Origin of the sequence: Bacillus cereus G9842 (assembly GCF_000021305.1) — a bacterium.
GTDB lineage: Bacteria > Bacillota > Bacilli > Bacillales > Bacillaceae_G > Bacillus_A > Bacillus_A thuringiensis_S.
This window is the reverse complement of record NC_011772.1, coordinates 2363137-2377799: the sequence shown is the minus strand read 5'-3', so window position 1 is coordinate 2377799 and position 14663 is coordinate 2363137. Positions and strand designations below refer to the sequence as shown.

Sequence of the window (14663 nt, the reverse complement as noted above, 5' to 3'; positions counted from 1 at the left end):
GTATTATTACTAAGACAAGTTGTAAACAATTTTCACCTCCTTCTAATTAAATTAGCTTAACTTATAATAAGTTAGACTAACTTTTATTCTGTAAAAATACGTTGAATTTAATAATCCAACGTATTTATCTATCTTCTCCAACTTTATCTTTTATACTTACATGTATTTTATTTAATAACTTTACTTCTCAATTAATTATGCACAAGAAGCACAGAAAGCAAGTAATTAGCGACATACCATTTCTTTGTCTCGTGCATTATCAGATACTCATAACATAAATAAACCAAGCTTAGCTGCCATTTAATTAGTTTCCCTTCGCTACCGTTTTTTTAAATTCATTCTGCTTACAGCTCTATTCTTTGAGGAATCGCCCTATAGATTAACAAATTTGCTTCAGATTCTTGTTTTTTATTGAACTATTCCTGTGTTGAAAATCCAACTATAATTAGTTAGCTTAACTAACTATAATTATAAATACATCCACGTTTTATCGCAAGAGTTTTAAGAATATTCAAATAAATTAATAGAGAGATAGAATTATTTTCATCATAAGATACATGATCTTAAGTTAATAGTAATGCATAACGAGATTTTCGTACGTTAAGAAAAAACTTGCTACATATGTAGTAAAGTTTTTTAATTGTTTACTTCTCGCTCAGCTATCAGCTTTTTTTAACTAACACTTTAATTGTTTTAACAGCCTTTTGTTTAATTCCCACAAAGCTGTTTTGTTACTACCTCATTTCAAGAATCTCTTAATCCAATTTAATAAAGTGAAACTTTAATCAGCCCTCACCAATCGGGCTGCGCGGCAAATAGCTGGATAAACAACAATTTCAGTTGGTAGCAGGTTTGCTAAATCAGGAAATTGAGACGTATTCTACCATTACTTCTTTTGGAATCATACTCCCTCCTGTTCTTAATACAATATCCCTGTAAAAGCAGGCTCTACGTATTCTCCTAAATTATCAAAACCAACAATATCTAACACAACATCACGGAGTTTGCTCGCGACTTTGACATTGCCATCCACTACAAAAATCGCAATTCGTTTTTCTTCCATCTGTTTCATCCTTTCTACACCCTAGTTTTACAAAATAAGAAGTCATCCAAACTTATATTTATTACTTCCTGTTATCTCCTCACTACTGTTCTATGCATTATGTATGTAAATTTTAATTGCCTACTAAAAAATAACGTATTTGCAGGATGTATAAAAATTATACAAAAAGTAATAATTCATCGTTTACCCAACAATAGATAATATGGATAAAGAAAAAACACTAGAGAATATCACAGTGTAGTAGTCTCAAGTATCTTTTCATAGTATTTTAACGGCTATGCAATACGAAGGGATAAAAAAAAGACCTCTTACGGAAAGATAAGAGGTCATCAAGAAGATAAAAATGTTGTATTTGAAACACGCGAGTTTCTAATTAACATCATAACACAATATATTTATATATTCAATATATACATAAAAGCAAGGGATATATGTTCAAAAAACACACGGAATATTAATTTGGAACAGTATGTTTTATTCTTTTAACCTATTTCTTCTACAATGCCGTAATTGTAACAATGGATGGTCTCCTCTATATACTGATGAGCAATTGTAGCAAGTTTTTCTAAATTCTCTTCCGTTACCTCATGAATAAACAGAACAAAATTACTGTCGGATTCGGAGTCTGTTGAAATGGAACCATCGATCCGTTATGAAATGTTGAGCTTGCATCTCCTAGATTCCATGTAAATATTCGCTAATTCCAATCCCCTTTCGTGTCTATTTTATGTTTAATATAGTCTCGTACCGTACAAACGGGAAATGTTGTTAATTTGAAAAGAGAGAGGAATAAAATTTCTTTATCGCCTCTGTTCTTTCTTCTGTATGATAGAAAAAACGGAGAAAGGTAGAATTTTATCTATTCTCATAATTTGTTAGAAAATTCTAATTTGATTAAATTAAAAGAAAATGATATATTGATTTTATAATAACAATCCAATTAATGGATGACAACCTAATACCTGTAAGTAGACTATGAAAATGTCAGATAAACGGGAGGAATTTAATATGAAAAAATTATGTTCATTTGCTTTAATTGGTGCCTTAACCTTTTCGGGTTTTATCGTTTTAGACAGTACGCTACCTGATAAAGCGCGCGCTGAAGTAAATACGATTAAGCAAGCTTCAGCTGTTGTGGATGATTGGCCATGGCAAACGTATTTCTTATTGCATCACAATGCGGACTATATACAAGAATTAGCCCCTGGTAGGTTAAAACAAGGTGGTACGTTTGATACGACGGTATATATAGGCGGAAAAGATGTGGGTGTTGTAAAGATTTATAGATTGAACGGAGAAGGTGAATTGCAGCGCTACAAAACCATTTCTGCAGGTGAGGCTGGGCACCACTACTATTCTAGGTTCACAACACCTATTACAACAGTTTACACACCAGGTACATATGTAGCAGTACTGAAGATAGACACTTCATATTATTATGGTGGCTCCTTCCAAATTACAAAGTAAAACATATAGGTATATTTGTCTGAAACGCACTGGGTTACGGTGCGTTTTTGTTATCTAACGAATAAATGATCACGCGGGAATTCAAAGCATATTATCGAAACGGAGCTGAATGTGATGAAAATTGTAACAGTTAGTGCGGATGCAACAGTCCATGTTGGTATTTTAAAAGGGATGACAGGAAGTGTTACTAGTTATGATGCGGATACTGGGATGGCCGAAATCTAATTGGATCCATTTACAACGGTTATAATTAGGTCTGTATTTCTAACACAATAAGGTTTGTATAGGATTCTTTAGAAAATTAATATTTGATTTTTATAGTGACTCAATACATTCTATGATTAAAACTGAGTTACATATTTTAAAATCATCACCAGGAGAATCTGCAAATTTACGGGTTCTTATTTAAAACATAATGCCAGAAAAGCTGAGGTGAATAAAGTGCAAAGTTTAAAATCTTTAAAACGTGACGTATACATTTTTCTTCCATTGTCTATTTATTTTTCCTCCATTTTTATTTCATTCTATATTATAGAGAATACATTCAACTTGCTAAGTTTTTTACCAGAACTTGGAACCCTGTATGTCTGGGTAACTAGTGTGATAGACATTAAAAATAAAAATTACAAAATAAAATAAAAAAGCAACTGAACTAAATGCTTTGCTCTTAATGTTATAGAATATTGACGCCCATGACCATACAGCTACCAAAAACAATACATACCAAACCTAAAAATATTAAAAACCCTGGCAAATCAATATGCTCGAGTAGCGCGCATATTAATAATAAAAAGGGATAGACTAGAATTTCAATCCAGGTAACGCCCCCTGCTTTCTTTATTTCTCGGTATGATACTATGCTGACAAGTAAAATGCCTAATACAATTAGCCCTATCCCTAACATCATCCATCCATTCACCCTTTTTAGAATTTTAAAATTTAGCTCTTCACTTTCATATACTGCTCTTTTACACGCACCAGTAAGTCCCTCAGTTTCTTCTCTACAGGATGTTCTTGATTTTCTGGTACTTCTCTCCCGTATGATGAGAAGCTTTGTGAGCATGCACTAGGTGTGACTTCCAATTTCGCGTATGAGAAAGTATGCTCATTTTCTTCACCGATGTTTTCAGTAGTGCTTCCATTTGAACCAACGCGTATGTAGCTTTCGTCAAGTTTGGTGCGCTTTCCTTCCTTGTTAACCGTGTAATAGGTATCGTTGACTTCCCCATATTTCATATTAGGTGTTGATGTTACTGCGGTCCCGTCTGCAGAAAAAGTAACAACACGAAACCCATCTTCTTCTGGCAACAACTCAGCTCCTGGAACATTGTATAGAACCAAAAGGTCTCCTTCGTATGCTTCTGGAATGAGATAAATGGTATCTGTAGTGTCTTTTCCGAATCGGATACAACCGCTTAAAAGAATCATACTAAAGATCCCACAATACATTATAACTTTTCTCATAGAGTCTCTCCCGTTATGTGTAAGAATGGTATAGTATGTATTATATTCCCTTGGATAGAATAAGTTTCTAGTTTGAAGACGATTTTACTATTGTTATATAAAATATTTATGTCAGTGGATGATTAGCACGAAGAGAAATGGAGTGAATTGATGAGCAGACGTTTTGCATTAACATATGAAAATAAGATTTTGAGAAAGATAATGATTACCGTAAGCATTATCACACTCGTTTTCATTACAACAGGGTGTGATTCAGTCCAAAATGATGCAAAGGATGTAACGGAGATTCCGCTAAACAGCAAACTAGATTCCCTTATTTCAGAAAGTATCATTGCCTGGAATCAAGACAAATTAAATCATACAAAAAAACAATTTGAGACGCATGTAATCTATGGAACTGAGATGAAGGATGAAAAAATGTATGTCTATCTCCATTCCCTCATGCAAGGATATAACCGCGAAACACAGACAGTTCCTCAAGCAGGACATTTACTTCCAGTCCGTGTGACAGTCACAAAAAATGGCGATGATTACATCATTGAAGATTACCGTGAACCAGGAGATGGTGCTGAAAATGAACCTACTTTGCGCAACATGTTCCCGAATAAGTATGCGGATCAAGCACTTGCTATATCAAATGAAACGATTCAATCATTAGAATCTCGTATGCAAGAATATGTTTCTAAGTGGTTGGAAGATACAAGTAATAAGAGACAAGATAGATAACAAATATAAGTATGAACAACCTCTCTTGATATATGAGATGCTCGTTTAGTAACTTGTAACATCCCATCAGTAGAAAAAGTAACTTCTTGTGTTGTGTTTTTTACTTCTCCAATTAATTTTTGCAAGTTATCCAGCATACTATTAAAAGACTTCACAATGCTCCCCTTTATTAAGGCCCCAAAATCCTAGTATAGATAATATGATACAAGAGACACTTGCTATAACTACCATTACGTTTAGTGTTGTGCCAATTTTACTGTTTTTTAAAAACGACAATTAAATTCATTCAATATTTATATAACAATTAAGTAATTTATTGTATAAAAATAAAAGATATTTAATTATTTATATACGATAAAAACCCTATACTTACATTTAAATAATAAAAAATAAATAAAGAGCGTGTTGGTATATATTTAGATCAACGCGCTCTTACATATATTTAAACCCTATATCAATTTCTTATTCCATTCATTTAACTCATAAATACTTTTATATCCGGCTATCATGCCAGAAGTTTATTGGAAAATGATTGTTCTCACCATAAGCTTCAAATTCATACCCTTTTTCTCTTAATCCTTTTATAATTGCTGGAACTGCCGCAACAGATTGTGGATGAATATCGTGCATTAAAACAATTTCCTTTGAAGACGTCGCACCTGCTAAGACATTTTGAACAATTTTTGCGGCCGCTACATCCACAGGTAGTTTATTATATTTCCAATCTAGAGAGTCAATTGTCCAATCCCATACTTTTAAATTATTTCTGACTACTTCATTTCGAAGTGATTCATTTAATCCAGGCATTGATCCATATGGTGGGCGTGTTAATTTCGGGGAGTTTCCAATAACATTTCTAATTAAAGATTGATCCTCTTTCATTTCCTTCACATATTCCTGATTGGTGTATAAATTTTTAAAATCATGTGTCATACTATGCATACCCACATAATGGTTCTCTACATGCTCTCGTTTCACTAAATCTGGGAACCTTTTCACATTATCGCCAATTAAAAAGAATGTTGCTTTCACATCATTTTTCTTTAATACATCTAATAGGTTAGCTGTATATTTTCCTGGTCCATCATCAAAAGTTAAATATGCAACTTTTCTTTCTTTACCATCAAAACGATTAGGTATTGGTTTTTTTAATTCATTTTTAGGTAGACTGCTCACTTGTTGAACACTGTTTCCCTCTTCCGCATTTACCAGCTTAGGATTTGTAATAGATTGAAACATGTAATACCCTATTGCTACTAATGTAATAGCTAACAATACACTTATAATTCTTTTTTTCTTAAGCTTAATTTTCATATTATAATCTTCTTTCTATCAAATCATTCCACTTTATGTCGTTTAGTTTTACTATCCTATTAGCTTATTAAGTTTTTTAACTTAAACAATCTCAATTTTGGACTAATCATTTTAATAATCTATATAGGTGAAAATTAGTGCCCTGCACTAACGTTCATGGCATTTCCTATAATAGTTAGAACTACTGGAAATAATACTGGTCCTAAGGTAAGGACAATGTTTAAAAGTATAATAAAACTATATAGTAAGCTGTAATTTTTACTATTACCGTTTTCGAATACTAGGATGACTAATGTTATTACAGTAATTAAATGTAGTAATAAAATTATCAGCCAATAATACATCATTATAGTAAGATTCCACTTTCCTAATAGTTGGTATGTTACCCCTATTATTATCCCTAATATAGTTACATTAAAGGAAATAAACAAAGTTCTTTTTAGTATTTTAGGAAATGTTTTGTGATCCACAGTTTTATTATATAAACCGATTAAAATGCCCAAAGATAGATATGCTAGTAATAGCCCTACCCAATTCCAGATCCAATCTTGATTCCCCATTAAATTAAACAAAAGCGAAAGGATCCCTCCTACTGCAAAAATCGAGGAGATCATAATACTATTTAAAGCTGATTTCATACTTTTTTCACTTCCTTAAAAATTTTACAATACAGCATTGAAGTCTACTCTTAAGTTGTCCTTTACTTATTAGAATCCTTTTCATTAAAAATCTTGTATGGGAATCCCATCATATAATCCGGTCATCATACCTATTAGCATATACGAAGAATGGATAGCCCAGCAAAAATTACATGTACATGATCCCATACCATAATTTTTAAACTAAACGAAGCTCCACCAAATCCTACTCCACATGGTAGATATACAAATAGAGGATGCGATCCATCAACTTTTATTTGTATATCAATTATTCAGACGAGTAGCAACTACTGCATTACCTTAAAATACATGCTTTGATTTTTCATCGTTAATAAAATAGCACATTTGATTCTTATTAACTTATGTTCCCCCTTCTTCTACTGCTTTACTATAACCAGCTGTATATTCAAAAATAGTAGCCCCTTTATTTCTAAGTAAATCTTTTTCCCACTTTTTCGCAGCTGCTGCCATATGTACATACGATATTTTAAAATTAATCATAATTTATTATAATTAAGTATATATTAACAATATATTAAGTATAAGTAAATAAAATTAATAATAATTTAATTTTATTTACTTATTTAAAGGGGATTACATATATGAACAATATTAATGTTGGTCAAAAAATTATGGCATTTAGAAAAGGTGCCGGATTAACCAGTAAACGTTTAGCAGAGTTAGCTGATATAACACCTTCCATGTTAAGTCAAATTGAGAAAGGAATCACAAATCCATCATTACAAACACTAAAATTAATTTCTGTAGCATTAAATATTCCATTGTTTAATTTTTTCTTAGAGGATACCAGTACAGAAGAATTAGTTGTAAGAGCTAACCAAAGAAAAAAAATAACTTTTCCTGAAAGCGGCAATGTTTCGTATGAGCTATTATCTCCTAATTTAGATGGATCACTAGAATTGGCTTTAATGAATCTGTTACCTCAAACTGCTTCATCTATGGAACCTGTGGCACATAAAGGGGAAGAAATAGCATTTATTATGGAAGGACAAGTAAAACTATATCTAAATGATGAGGTTTTACTTCTCAATACAGGTGATAGTGTTAAAATCCCACCTTATGCAAAGCATAAATGGGAAAACACTTCTTTAAACAAGGTCACTGTTATATTTGGAGTAACTCCACCATCTTTTTAATTTCAAATACTAGCGAAGAAAAGTTAGAGAAAATAATCCTCTAACTTTTCTTGTATACATAACTTTATTTTAAGAAAGTAAAAAAATTGTCTCTCAATTATATGAGATTATAATCTAATCGATTAAAAGTAGTGAAATAGATCTTTTTAATTACATACTTAATTTACTTTTTAATGTCCAGTATTTTTCTCCATTCGCTTCAAAAGAGAATTCTACCCATCCATTTGGATCTTCACGATAAATAAAGATGGTTGTTCCAGAAGTTACTGTACCAACTTTATTCTCCTCGACAGCTACATCTGGTCTACTTTTAATTTTTAAATTAAATGGATAAGGTACCTGATAGTAAGTAGCTGATGATACAACATTTGAGCTTGAACCGTCTGCATACATTTTATATGGAATTTCATTAGATAATGCGTCGACATCTAATGTTTCAGGATTCTTTGGTAATTTTTTTGCATATGTATAGTCTTCTACACGAAACGGTTTAATACGTTCCATAATACCCGCAATTTTCTTAGCCCAACCTTTATCTGATGCATATTTCACGTTCATGCCAGTTAATGTTGGCCCGTTATAATACATACCACTTTCTTCTAAATATCTTTCTCGTACATAATTAGCGTTATAAGCAATGCTATCGCCGTAGCTTGGTAAATATTTCGCATATTTAAACGGATCTCCATCATATGCACGTAGACCGAATAGATTATGTTTTTGATATGCGATTTCTGATTTTCCGTATCCAGATTCTAAAATCGCATGCGCTGCTAAATAATGAGCACTCACGCCATATTGATTTTGCGCATTGATAAAATCTTGCCCATGTCCAACTAAAGGACTATCCGAATGATATTTCGCAATAAAACTATCAATCTCTTGAGCTGTAATTTTCGAAGCCACTGTTAAATTTAAATCTTCATATGAAGTAGCAGTAATAATCTCTTTTTCATCGTTTGAATTTTGTTGTAACATATCTGTTTTTGCAGTAAGTTGAGCAGCTTCAGCACGTGTTATAAATCTATTTGGTTGCCAACCGTTCTCAGTACCATTAGAAATTTTTAAATCTATTAAAATATTGGCATATTTTTCTCCCCAATGCCCTTTTAAATCTTCAAATCTAACCTGCTCGTTATAATTTGGTGTGTTTTGTAGTTTATATGCATTTACTAGCATCGTAGCCATAGCAGCGCGAGTTACTTTTCCGGATGGATTGAAGATTCCATTACCTTCACCTTTAACAATACCAGCTCTTTCAGCAGCAGCAATATAAGGAGTAGCCCAGTGGTTTTGTGAATCTGTAAAAGATGGTTTTGCATTAGGATCAATTTGTATCCCTAAAACTTTTGTCATAATTTTTGTAGCCGAAGCTCTGTCTAATGAGTCATTTGAACCAAAAGTTCCATCTGGATAACCATTCAATACCTGTTTATCAACTAAATAATTAACAGATTTATCAGCCCATACAGGAACATCAGGGAATTTATGAGTATCTGCTAAAATATTAGAAGAATAGGATAATATAGATCCTGCAAGGATACCTGTTGCAATTAATTTGTGCTTCATTAAAATAAACACCTCTACCATTGTATTTATCAAATTGGGATTTTCTATTTTTATATTTACATGTTTGTAATAATAATAAAATCGTATTATCACACATTCAATTTGATGTAACGAGTATAGTTACTTATATACGCAAGTGTCAATGAATGTCTTTTACAAAAATGTATAACATTTACATAATTTTAAATTTTACATGATCTTATAATTGACTTATGTATAAATTTTGTAAAGGACCTTTTGATAGATTACTTATTAGCTTACCTGAAGAAATCTCTTTAGTTGTTAATTTGCCAACCTTTCTTGTTTACTATGAATCAATTAAAAAAAGAAGTTTTTTGTTTAAGAGCTACTTTAAAATCTTAAGTTGATGGATGTGTGAACGTACCGCTACTAAAATTCTTGCTTTTAAATCATTATTACTGTATTATGTTTACGTAGCAATATAAGGATTATAGTATGTAAAAAGGAATCAAATCTACAAGTAATATTTAAATCCTTTTCCAAGTCAAAAAGACTTTGCCAAAATCTAATATAATTTATACTTGTCTTTTTAATATGTATCTAGTAAAAACATATTTTTTATCAATAGAATTCTGTTTTCAATATAAATTCAAACTTTTAAATAGAAGTTTATTTAATTTCAATGATAGGAATTATTGTTCTAAACAAGGAACCATACAAAGTAATCTGAAAAACCTGATAGATATTGTATGTAGTTTGCTCATCTCGAGGTACTACAATAAAAGAGCCTTACCTCTCTAGGTAAGACTCTACTAGTTTCGTTGTATAATATTTACATGATAACTAAGAAGCAGAAAACATATAACACCAAATAACAGCACCCTATTACTCCTCCTACAGCTAATACCTGTTTAACCCAACTCTTAAATTTTTGATTACTGTAAATCGCTTGCACTCTTTCCATATTTCCTCCTATTAAGGAGAACCCTTAAAGACTCTCACCTCGCTATAGTACCATTAAAAAATGAATGATAGAGATCTAATGTATAAATATGCAATATTGCATACGAAAATGTATTGTAATAATTGTAAGCGCTTACTATAATGAATTTATAAAGATTTATCATATCCTAATACGAAAAAAGAGGAGAGAATAATATGGAAATCGCAATGGCAGTTTTAAAATTTATAGGTGGAGCAATCCCATTAATTCAAGAACTTCTAAAAGCATTTATGTAAATTCACTATTCAGCAATTATTTACAAAAATTATCATACAAATGATCTGCCTATCAAAAATGAATTGATTTACAGATCATTTGCGTGATCAAGGTCCCTTTAACATGACTAAGGGGACTTTTTTAAAATTTCCAAATAATTAAGGTTACGTCACATCACCATCAAGTTAGCAAAATAAAATGAAACTTTAACTTGATGGTACTGGGGTAACAGTTGTGATTTAGAGATAAGATCAGATTATACAAAGATTACCCACTGATATGTGGAAGATAAAGAGATAAAGAATACACTTGCGAAATTTAAACGATTGAATTAAAAAACTTGATATTAGTGCGGTTAACAGAATATGAAAATTACTTAAAAATCGTGATATTAGCTAAAAAACACCAAGCCCCCCTCCCCTTCAGGGCCATCTTGGTATTTTTTACGTTCACATACAAATTATTATTTATATTGTTGCATGGGTTTCCTTTTAAATTATATACGTCTACTTTACCATCGATAAGCAATGACTCATGTCTCCCATTTAATCGTACTGATTATGTTTTAAAAACCATCTTGGCTAAAATGATAAAGTAATCTAGCAACTTAACCACGTATAATACTATCACCGAAACCATATATACGATTTCTATAACCTGCTACGATATTTTTCTCTTTTATGCTTTATATGACCAAATGATGATCAGTAAGAACATCTTTAAAAGTTGTATCTGCCCGTAACATTTGTTGCTGCAAGTACTGAGCCTGTTAAAATCATTACTTTCATTTTCATGCTATTTTCCCCTTCTTATCCTAATTATTTTTCATTATTAATAATAAAAACATTAATTTCTCCCAGAATGCTATAGACTTACTAAAAAACTCTTCTTGCCTATAGAAGAGTTTTTACTATGATGTGACTCATACATCAAGGGTACTGTTAATTTTATATGGAAAATAAAAAGACTCCATTTTGAAAAAAGGTTAATCAAAATGGGGGTTTTTATTATAAATCTGAATTTATATATCCTTCTACCTAAAACATCGTATTATCATTAACTGCTTCACTTGGAATCTCTTGAATTACATCCCAGTGTTCGACAATCTTTCCATCCTTGATACGAAATATATCAACTATAGCAACTCCCTTATCTTGAGAATTAGTACGAGAATGTACATGAAGAGCAACTGTATCCCCTTCAGCTAATTCTTTTTTTCAAAAAACATTTAAATTCTACCCTAACGCTTGCAGAATTCTAGCATCCATTACTTTTCTTCTTGTTCTTAAATTTGTCATTGTCCTTAGTAAATTAATCCCAAAACTTATCATAAACTAACGCTCACTTTTCAATATAAGTAGACATGAGTATACTTATATTGAATTCCTTGAAACTTAATAAGTCCAATATTTTCTCAAAAAAATAGCAATGTAAGCTACCTCCTTTTCTACCATAGTACTAAGACACCTCTTATACGATATATTCAATAGCAAACATTTAAGCATCAAAAAATCACTTAGCGAAATTTGTACTATCTTAGCTATATTTTGTCGCATTACAAAGGGTGGGTAACTGCCATATTCTGAATATTCTGTATATTTATGAAAAAAACTCATTGTTAAATTTAATGTATCTAATTCCTGTTATTATCAGAATAAGCCTTTACATAGAAAAGGGGGATATTATGAATGTTCAAGAGAAGAGTAATGAGCAATTGATGGGATTATTACACGAATGGTATGAAGAAATTCGTTTATATCATGTAAAAGAAGCAAAACAAACATACCTAAAAGTAAAAGAAAGTTTAAAAGGACTAAAAGCAGATCACTATGTATCATTCTATTATTCCCTACTGAATTTTAGATATATGGTCTTGGTAGATGCAATGAGTATTACAAAAGATTCTTTTAATCAAATAGAAAAACTCTCTACTATCAAAGATGATTTTTTATTTTTAGCTTACTATTATCATTTCTTTAAGGCAATTCATTCTACAATTTTAGCAAATTATACTGAAGCGAAAACACACTATGAAAAGGCGGAAGAACTTTTAATTGATATACCTGACGCAGTAGAAAAAGCCGAGTTTGAGTATAGATTTTCAACTTACTGTTATCAATCTTATCAACCATTTGAAGCAATTCAACATGTAGTAAAGGCAAAAAAAGTATACCAGAATCATGTAGGCTATGAAATTAATGTTGCCTTATGCGACAATGTATACGGTTTAGCTTGTATAGATCTAAGAGAGTTTGAAAGAGCTGAAGAATGTCTCAATACGGTTATTGATGTTTTTAAAAAGTATAATGAAGAACAATTATTATTAAGAGTACGTCATAATTTGGGCTGGTTATATAATATTCAAGATTTATTTCCATTGGCGATCAGACAGAGTTCTGAAATTATAAATACCCTACCGAATCATTTTAAAGCATTATTTGTCTTAGCAAGAGCATATTATAATTTAGAAGGCATTGAAACAGCAAAATCATATATCGAGCAAGGAATGAAGTATACAAATGAATCAGGAAATGAGGAATATAAGCATCGTTTCGCAGTTTTAAATGAACTAATCACAGAACTACCTAGAATTAAACTAGAAAAAGTAGTTACTGATGCTATTTCTTATTTTGAAAAAGAGGAAATGTGGGATTGTGTAAAAGAATATGCAGGGATTTTAGCAATCCAATTTTATGAGGCAGATAATCATGTTAAGGCAAGCAAATATTTCTATATTAGTAATAATGCTGATAAGAAATATTTGAGAAAAGGAGCGTTAAAATAATGAAAAAGATTAAGAAAATTGTATTAAATATGGTAGTAGTAAGTGCATTAGCATGTAGCATAATTAGTTTAAATGTATCACAACACTCTTCGTTTAATGGTGGAGATACGCCAGCACCAACAAAACTGATTGTCTCTGGTGGAGTATCTATTGATTAACCTAATACATTTCCTTTATTAAAATCCAGAAAATTCAACTTATTACCTTTTACAAACCGTTGAATGAAAATGGATAAAATCTCGAACCTCTAATCCGAAACATATTTGTTTCGGATTATTCACATTATCTTTTTATATCCTCCCCTTCAAGCCCAGGAACTCCGTATTTACTAGGTAATGAACTCTATTAAACAATTATTAAATCTCTTTTCATCCAAGTTAAATTAACTGTAAAGTTCATTTCATTCCTGCCACATTCTTATAAATATATGCCTTTACAACAACTATTGATTATTTTTTATTTCATTAATTCTATAATTTCTTTAATACACTTACCATTATCCATTGTTATATCTAATTTCCAATTAAAACCCTTCTTTGTAAGTTTATACCTATATATCGTGTTAAATTGTGTATGGCAAGATAAAACAAGCTGTTAAATTTAAATTATTGTTAGGTAGTTTCTACAGTATGATATTATCACACAATTAGTTATACATATAAAAAAGGTTTCCTGCCTTGTAACAGAAAACCTTTTATGTATTATTAATCTACAAACCTAAAATTTCAACAATCTGACGTGCCTTAGCATTATCTATATAATAATGCATCTCTAACCCTCTTCTTTCTGAACGGAGTACGGTTCCCCTTAATTTTGATAGATGTTGTGAAACAGTAGATTGGGGGATTCTTAATATTTCCGTTAACTGTGTAACATTACACATTTTATGGTGCATTAATTCATTTACAATTTGTAATCGAACAGGATGTGCCATTACTTTTAATACATCTACATCGTCTTCGTGGATTTCAGCTAGATTTTTTTCAGATATTAATGTTATCATTTCGCATTCTCCTTTATTATTAATTTCTATTTTCCTTTTATTCTTATAACTAATACTTATAGCTGATTACCATTTGTCCTGTTGAGAAAATATATTCTCTTTTTAAAACAAAAAGGACACTAATTCATTAAAACGTTTTTACTGCTTTAATGAATTGGTGCCCTCTAATTTTTTGAACCAAATATATCTTATTTTAAAGGATATTTTCAATTCTTTTTTCTCACATCTAGTAAAAATTTTGTATTTTCTTTAAAATCAATATAAAGAATATTCTTC

Annotated in this window: 13 protein-coding genes and 2 pseudogenes; 6 read left to right on the top strand and 9 right to left on the bottom strand. The window is 31.0% G+C overall.

Going from position 1 to position 14663, the window contains the following annotated elements; all coding sequences use genetic code 11:
- Positions 1–919: 919 nt before the first annotated feature.
- The gene (locus BCG9842_RS31310) at positions 920–1072 is read right to left on the bottom strand and encodes a hypothetical protein (RefSeq protein ID WP_000812116.1); all 153 of its coding nucleotides are present in this window, start codon (positions 1070–1072) and stop codon (positions 920–922) included.
- A gap of 999 nt (positions 1073–2071) precedes the next feature.
- Between BCG9842_RS31310 and BCG9842_RS11850 the strand changes: the two genes are divergently transcribed.
- Positions 2072–2530, top strand: a complete 459-nt coding sequence (locus BCG9842_RS11850) for a DUF5065 family protein (protein WP_000732058.1) — start codon at positions 2072–2074, stop codon at positions 2528–2530.
- A 673-nt stretch (positions 2531–3203) separates the two neighbouring features.
- On the opposite strand, the gene BCG9842_RS11845 is transcribed toward BCG9842_RS11850, so the two are convergent.
- A complete protein-coding gene (locus BCG9842_RS11845) occupies positions 3204–3437 on the bottom strand; it encodes a hypothetical protein (protein WP_000979114.1) in 234 nt (77 codons plus the stop codon).
- A 32-nt stretch (positions 3438–3469) separates the two neighbouring features.
- Complete coding sequence (locus BCG9842_RS11840) at positions 3470–3994, bottom strand: DUF6843 domain-containing protein (protein WP_001233343.1); 525 nt, start codon at positions 3992–3994, stop codon at positions 3470–3472.
- Between the two features lie 150 nt (positions 3995–4144).
- Here BCG9842_RS11840 and BCG9842_RS11835 point away from each other — a divergent pair, with 150 nt between their 5' ends.
- A complete protein-coding gene (locus BCG9842_RS11835) occupies positions 4145–4720 on the top strand; it encodes a hypothetical protein (RefSeq protein ID WP_000091044.1) in 576 nt (191 codons plus the stop codon).
- A 492-nt stretch (positions 4721–5212) separates the two neighbouring features.
- Here the strand turns inward: BCG9842_RS11835 and BCG9842_RS11830 are convergent, their stop codons facing one another.
- From BCG9842_RS11830 to BCG9842_RS11820, 3 genes are all read right to left on the bottom strand, one after another.
- Entirely contained in the window at positions 5213–6034 is an 822-nt protein-coding gene (locus BCG9842_RS11830) for a peptidoglycan-N-acetylglucosamine deacetylase (protein WP_000694595.1), read from the bottom strand.
- A 134-nt stretch (positions 6035–6168) separates the two neighbouring features.
- Positions 6169–6672 (bottom strand): DUF3902 family protein, encoded by a 504-nt coding sequence (locus tag BCG9842_RS11825; RefSeq protein WP_000833542.1) that lies wholly within the window; start codon positions 6670–6672, stop codon positions 6169–6171.
- Between the two features lie 381 nt (positions 6673–7053).
- Positions 7054–7194: a hypothetical protein gene (locus tag BCG9842_RS11820; RefSeq protein WP_003260087.1), complete on the bottom strand. Its 141-nt coding sequence runs from the start codon at positions 7192–7194 to the stop codon at positions 7054–7056.
- Between the two features lie 101 nt (positions 7195–7295).
- Between BCG9842_RS11820 and BCG9842_RS11815 the strand changes: the two genes are divergently transcribed.
- Positions 7296–7850 carry a helix-turn-helix domain-containing protein gene (locus BCG9842_RS11815; protein ID WP_001059815.1) on the top strand — a complete coding sequence of 185 codons (555 nt, stop codon included), beginning with the start codon at positions 7296–7298 and terminating at the stop codon, positions 7848–7850.
- Positions 7851–8000: 150 nt separating this feature from the next.
- On the opposite strand, the gene BCG9842_RS11810 is transcribed toward BCG9842_RS11815, so the two are convergent.
- Positions 8001–9419 (bottom strand): S-layer homology domain-containing protein, encoded by a 1419-nt coding sequence (locus BCG9842_RS11810; RefSeq protein WP_000680992.1) that lies wholly within the window; start codon positions 9417–9419, stop codon positions 8001–8003.
- A 1013-nt stretch (positions 9420–10432) separates the two neighbouring features.
- Between BCG9842_RS11810 and BCG9842_RS31305 the strand changes: the two are divergent.
- Positions 10433–10619: pseudogene (locus BCG9842_RS31305) on the top strand (hypothetical protein).
- 1017 nt (positions 10620–11636) lie between these two features.
- Here BCG9842_RS31305 and BCG9842_RS29670 read toward each other — a convergent pair.
- Positions 11637–11816: pseudogene (locus tag BCG9842_RS29670) on the bottom strand (nuclear transport factor 2 family protein); the annotation flags it as partial.
- A 467-nt stretch (positions 11817–12283) separates the two neighbouring features.
- Between BCG9842_RS29670 and BCG9842_RS11800 the strand changes: the two are divergent.
- Positions 12284–13384, top strand: coding sequence for a response regulator aspartate phosphatase (locus BCG9842_RS11800; RefSeq protein WP_001102552.1), 1101 nt, complete (start codon positions 12284–12286; stop codon positions 13382–13384).
- Positions 13384–13542, top strand: a complete 159-nt coding sequence (locus BCG9842_RS29665; RefSeq protein WP_000721348.1) for a Phr family secreted Rap phosphatase inhibitor — start codon at positions 13384–13386, stop codon at positions 13540–13542. The genes BCG9842_RS11800 and BCG9842_RS29665 overlap by 1 nt, the downstream gene beginning before the upstream one ends.
- Positions 13543–14093: 551 nt before the next feature.
- On the opposite strand, the gene BCG9842_RS11795 is transcribed toward BCG9842_RS29665, so the two are convergent.
- The gene (locus BCG9842_RS11795) at positions 14094–14387 is read right to left on the bottom strand and encodes an ArsR/SmtB family transcription factor (protein ID WP_000631350.1); all 294 of its coding nucleotides are present in this window, start codon (positions 14385–14387) and stop codon (positions 14094–14096) included.
- Between the last annotated feature and the right edge of the window lie 276 nt (positions 14388–14663).

Excerpts from the sequence above, each read along its gene's own strand:
- BCG9842_RS31310 (WP_000812116.1), bottom strand. The coding sequence starts at position 1,072 with ATGAAACAGATGGAAGAAAAACGAATTGCGATTTTTGTAGTGGATGGC.
- BCG9842_RS11850 (WP_000732058.1), top strand. The coding sequence starts at position 2,072 with ATGAAAAAATTATGTTCATTTGCTTTAATTGGTGCCTTAACCTTTTCG.
- BCG9842_RS11845 (WP_000979114.1), bottom strand. The coding sequence starts at position 3,437 with ATGATGTTAGGGATAGGGCTAATTGTATTAGGCATTTTACTTGTCAGC.
- BCG9842_RS11840 (WP_001233343.1), bottom strand. The coding sequence starts at position 3,994 with ATGAGAAAAGTTATAATGTATTGTGGGATCTTTAGTATGATTCTTTTA.
- BCG9842_RS11835 (WP_000091044.1), top strand. The coding sequence starts at position 4,145 with ATGAGCAGACGTTTTGCATTAACATATGAAAATAAGATTTTGAGAAAG.
- BCG9842_RS11830 (WP_000694595.1), bottom strand. The coding sequence starts at position 6,034 with ATGAAAATTAAGCTTAAGAAAAAAAGAATTATAAGTGTATTGTTAGCT.
- BCG9842_RS11825 (WP_000833542.1), bottom strand. The coding sequence starts at position 6,672 with ATGAAATCAGCTTTAAATAGTATTATGATCTCCTCGATTTTTGCAGTA.
- BCG9842_RS11820 (WP_003260087.1), bottom strand. The coding sequence starts at position 7,194 with ATGATTAATTTTAAAATATCGTATGTACATATGGCAGCAGCTGCGAAA.
- BCG9842_RS11815 (WP_001059815.1), top strand. The coding sequence starts at position 7,296 with ATGAACAATATTAATGTTGGTCAAAAAATTATGGCATTTAGAAAAGGT.
- BCG9842_RS11810 (WP_000680992.1), bottom strand. The coding sequence starts at position 9,419 with ATGAAGCACAAATTAATTGCAACAGGTATCCTTGCAGGATCTATATTA.
- BCG9842_RS11800 (WP_001102552.1), top strand. The coding sequence starts at position 12,284 with ATGAATGTTCAAGAGAAGAGTAATGAGCAATTGATGGGATTATTACAC.
- BCG9842_RS29665 (WP_000721348.1), top strand. The coding sequence starts at position 13,384 with ATGAAAAAGATTAAGAAAATTGTATTAAATATGGTAGTAGTAAGTGCA.
- BCG9842_RS11795 (WP_000631350.1), bottom strand. The coding sequence starts at position 14,387 with ATGATAACATTAATATCTGAAAAAAATCTAGCTGAAATCCACGAAGAC.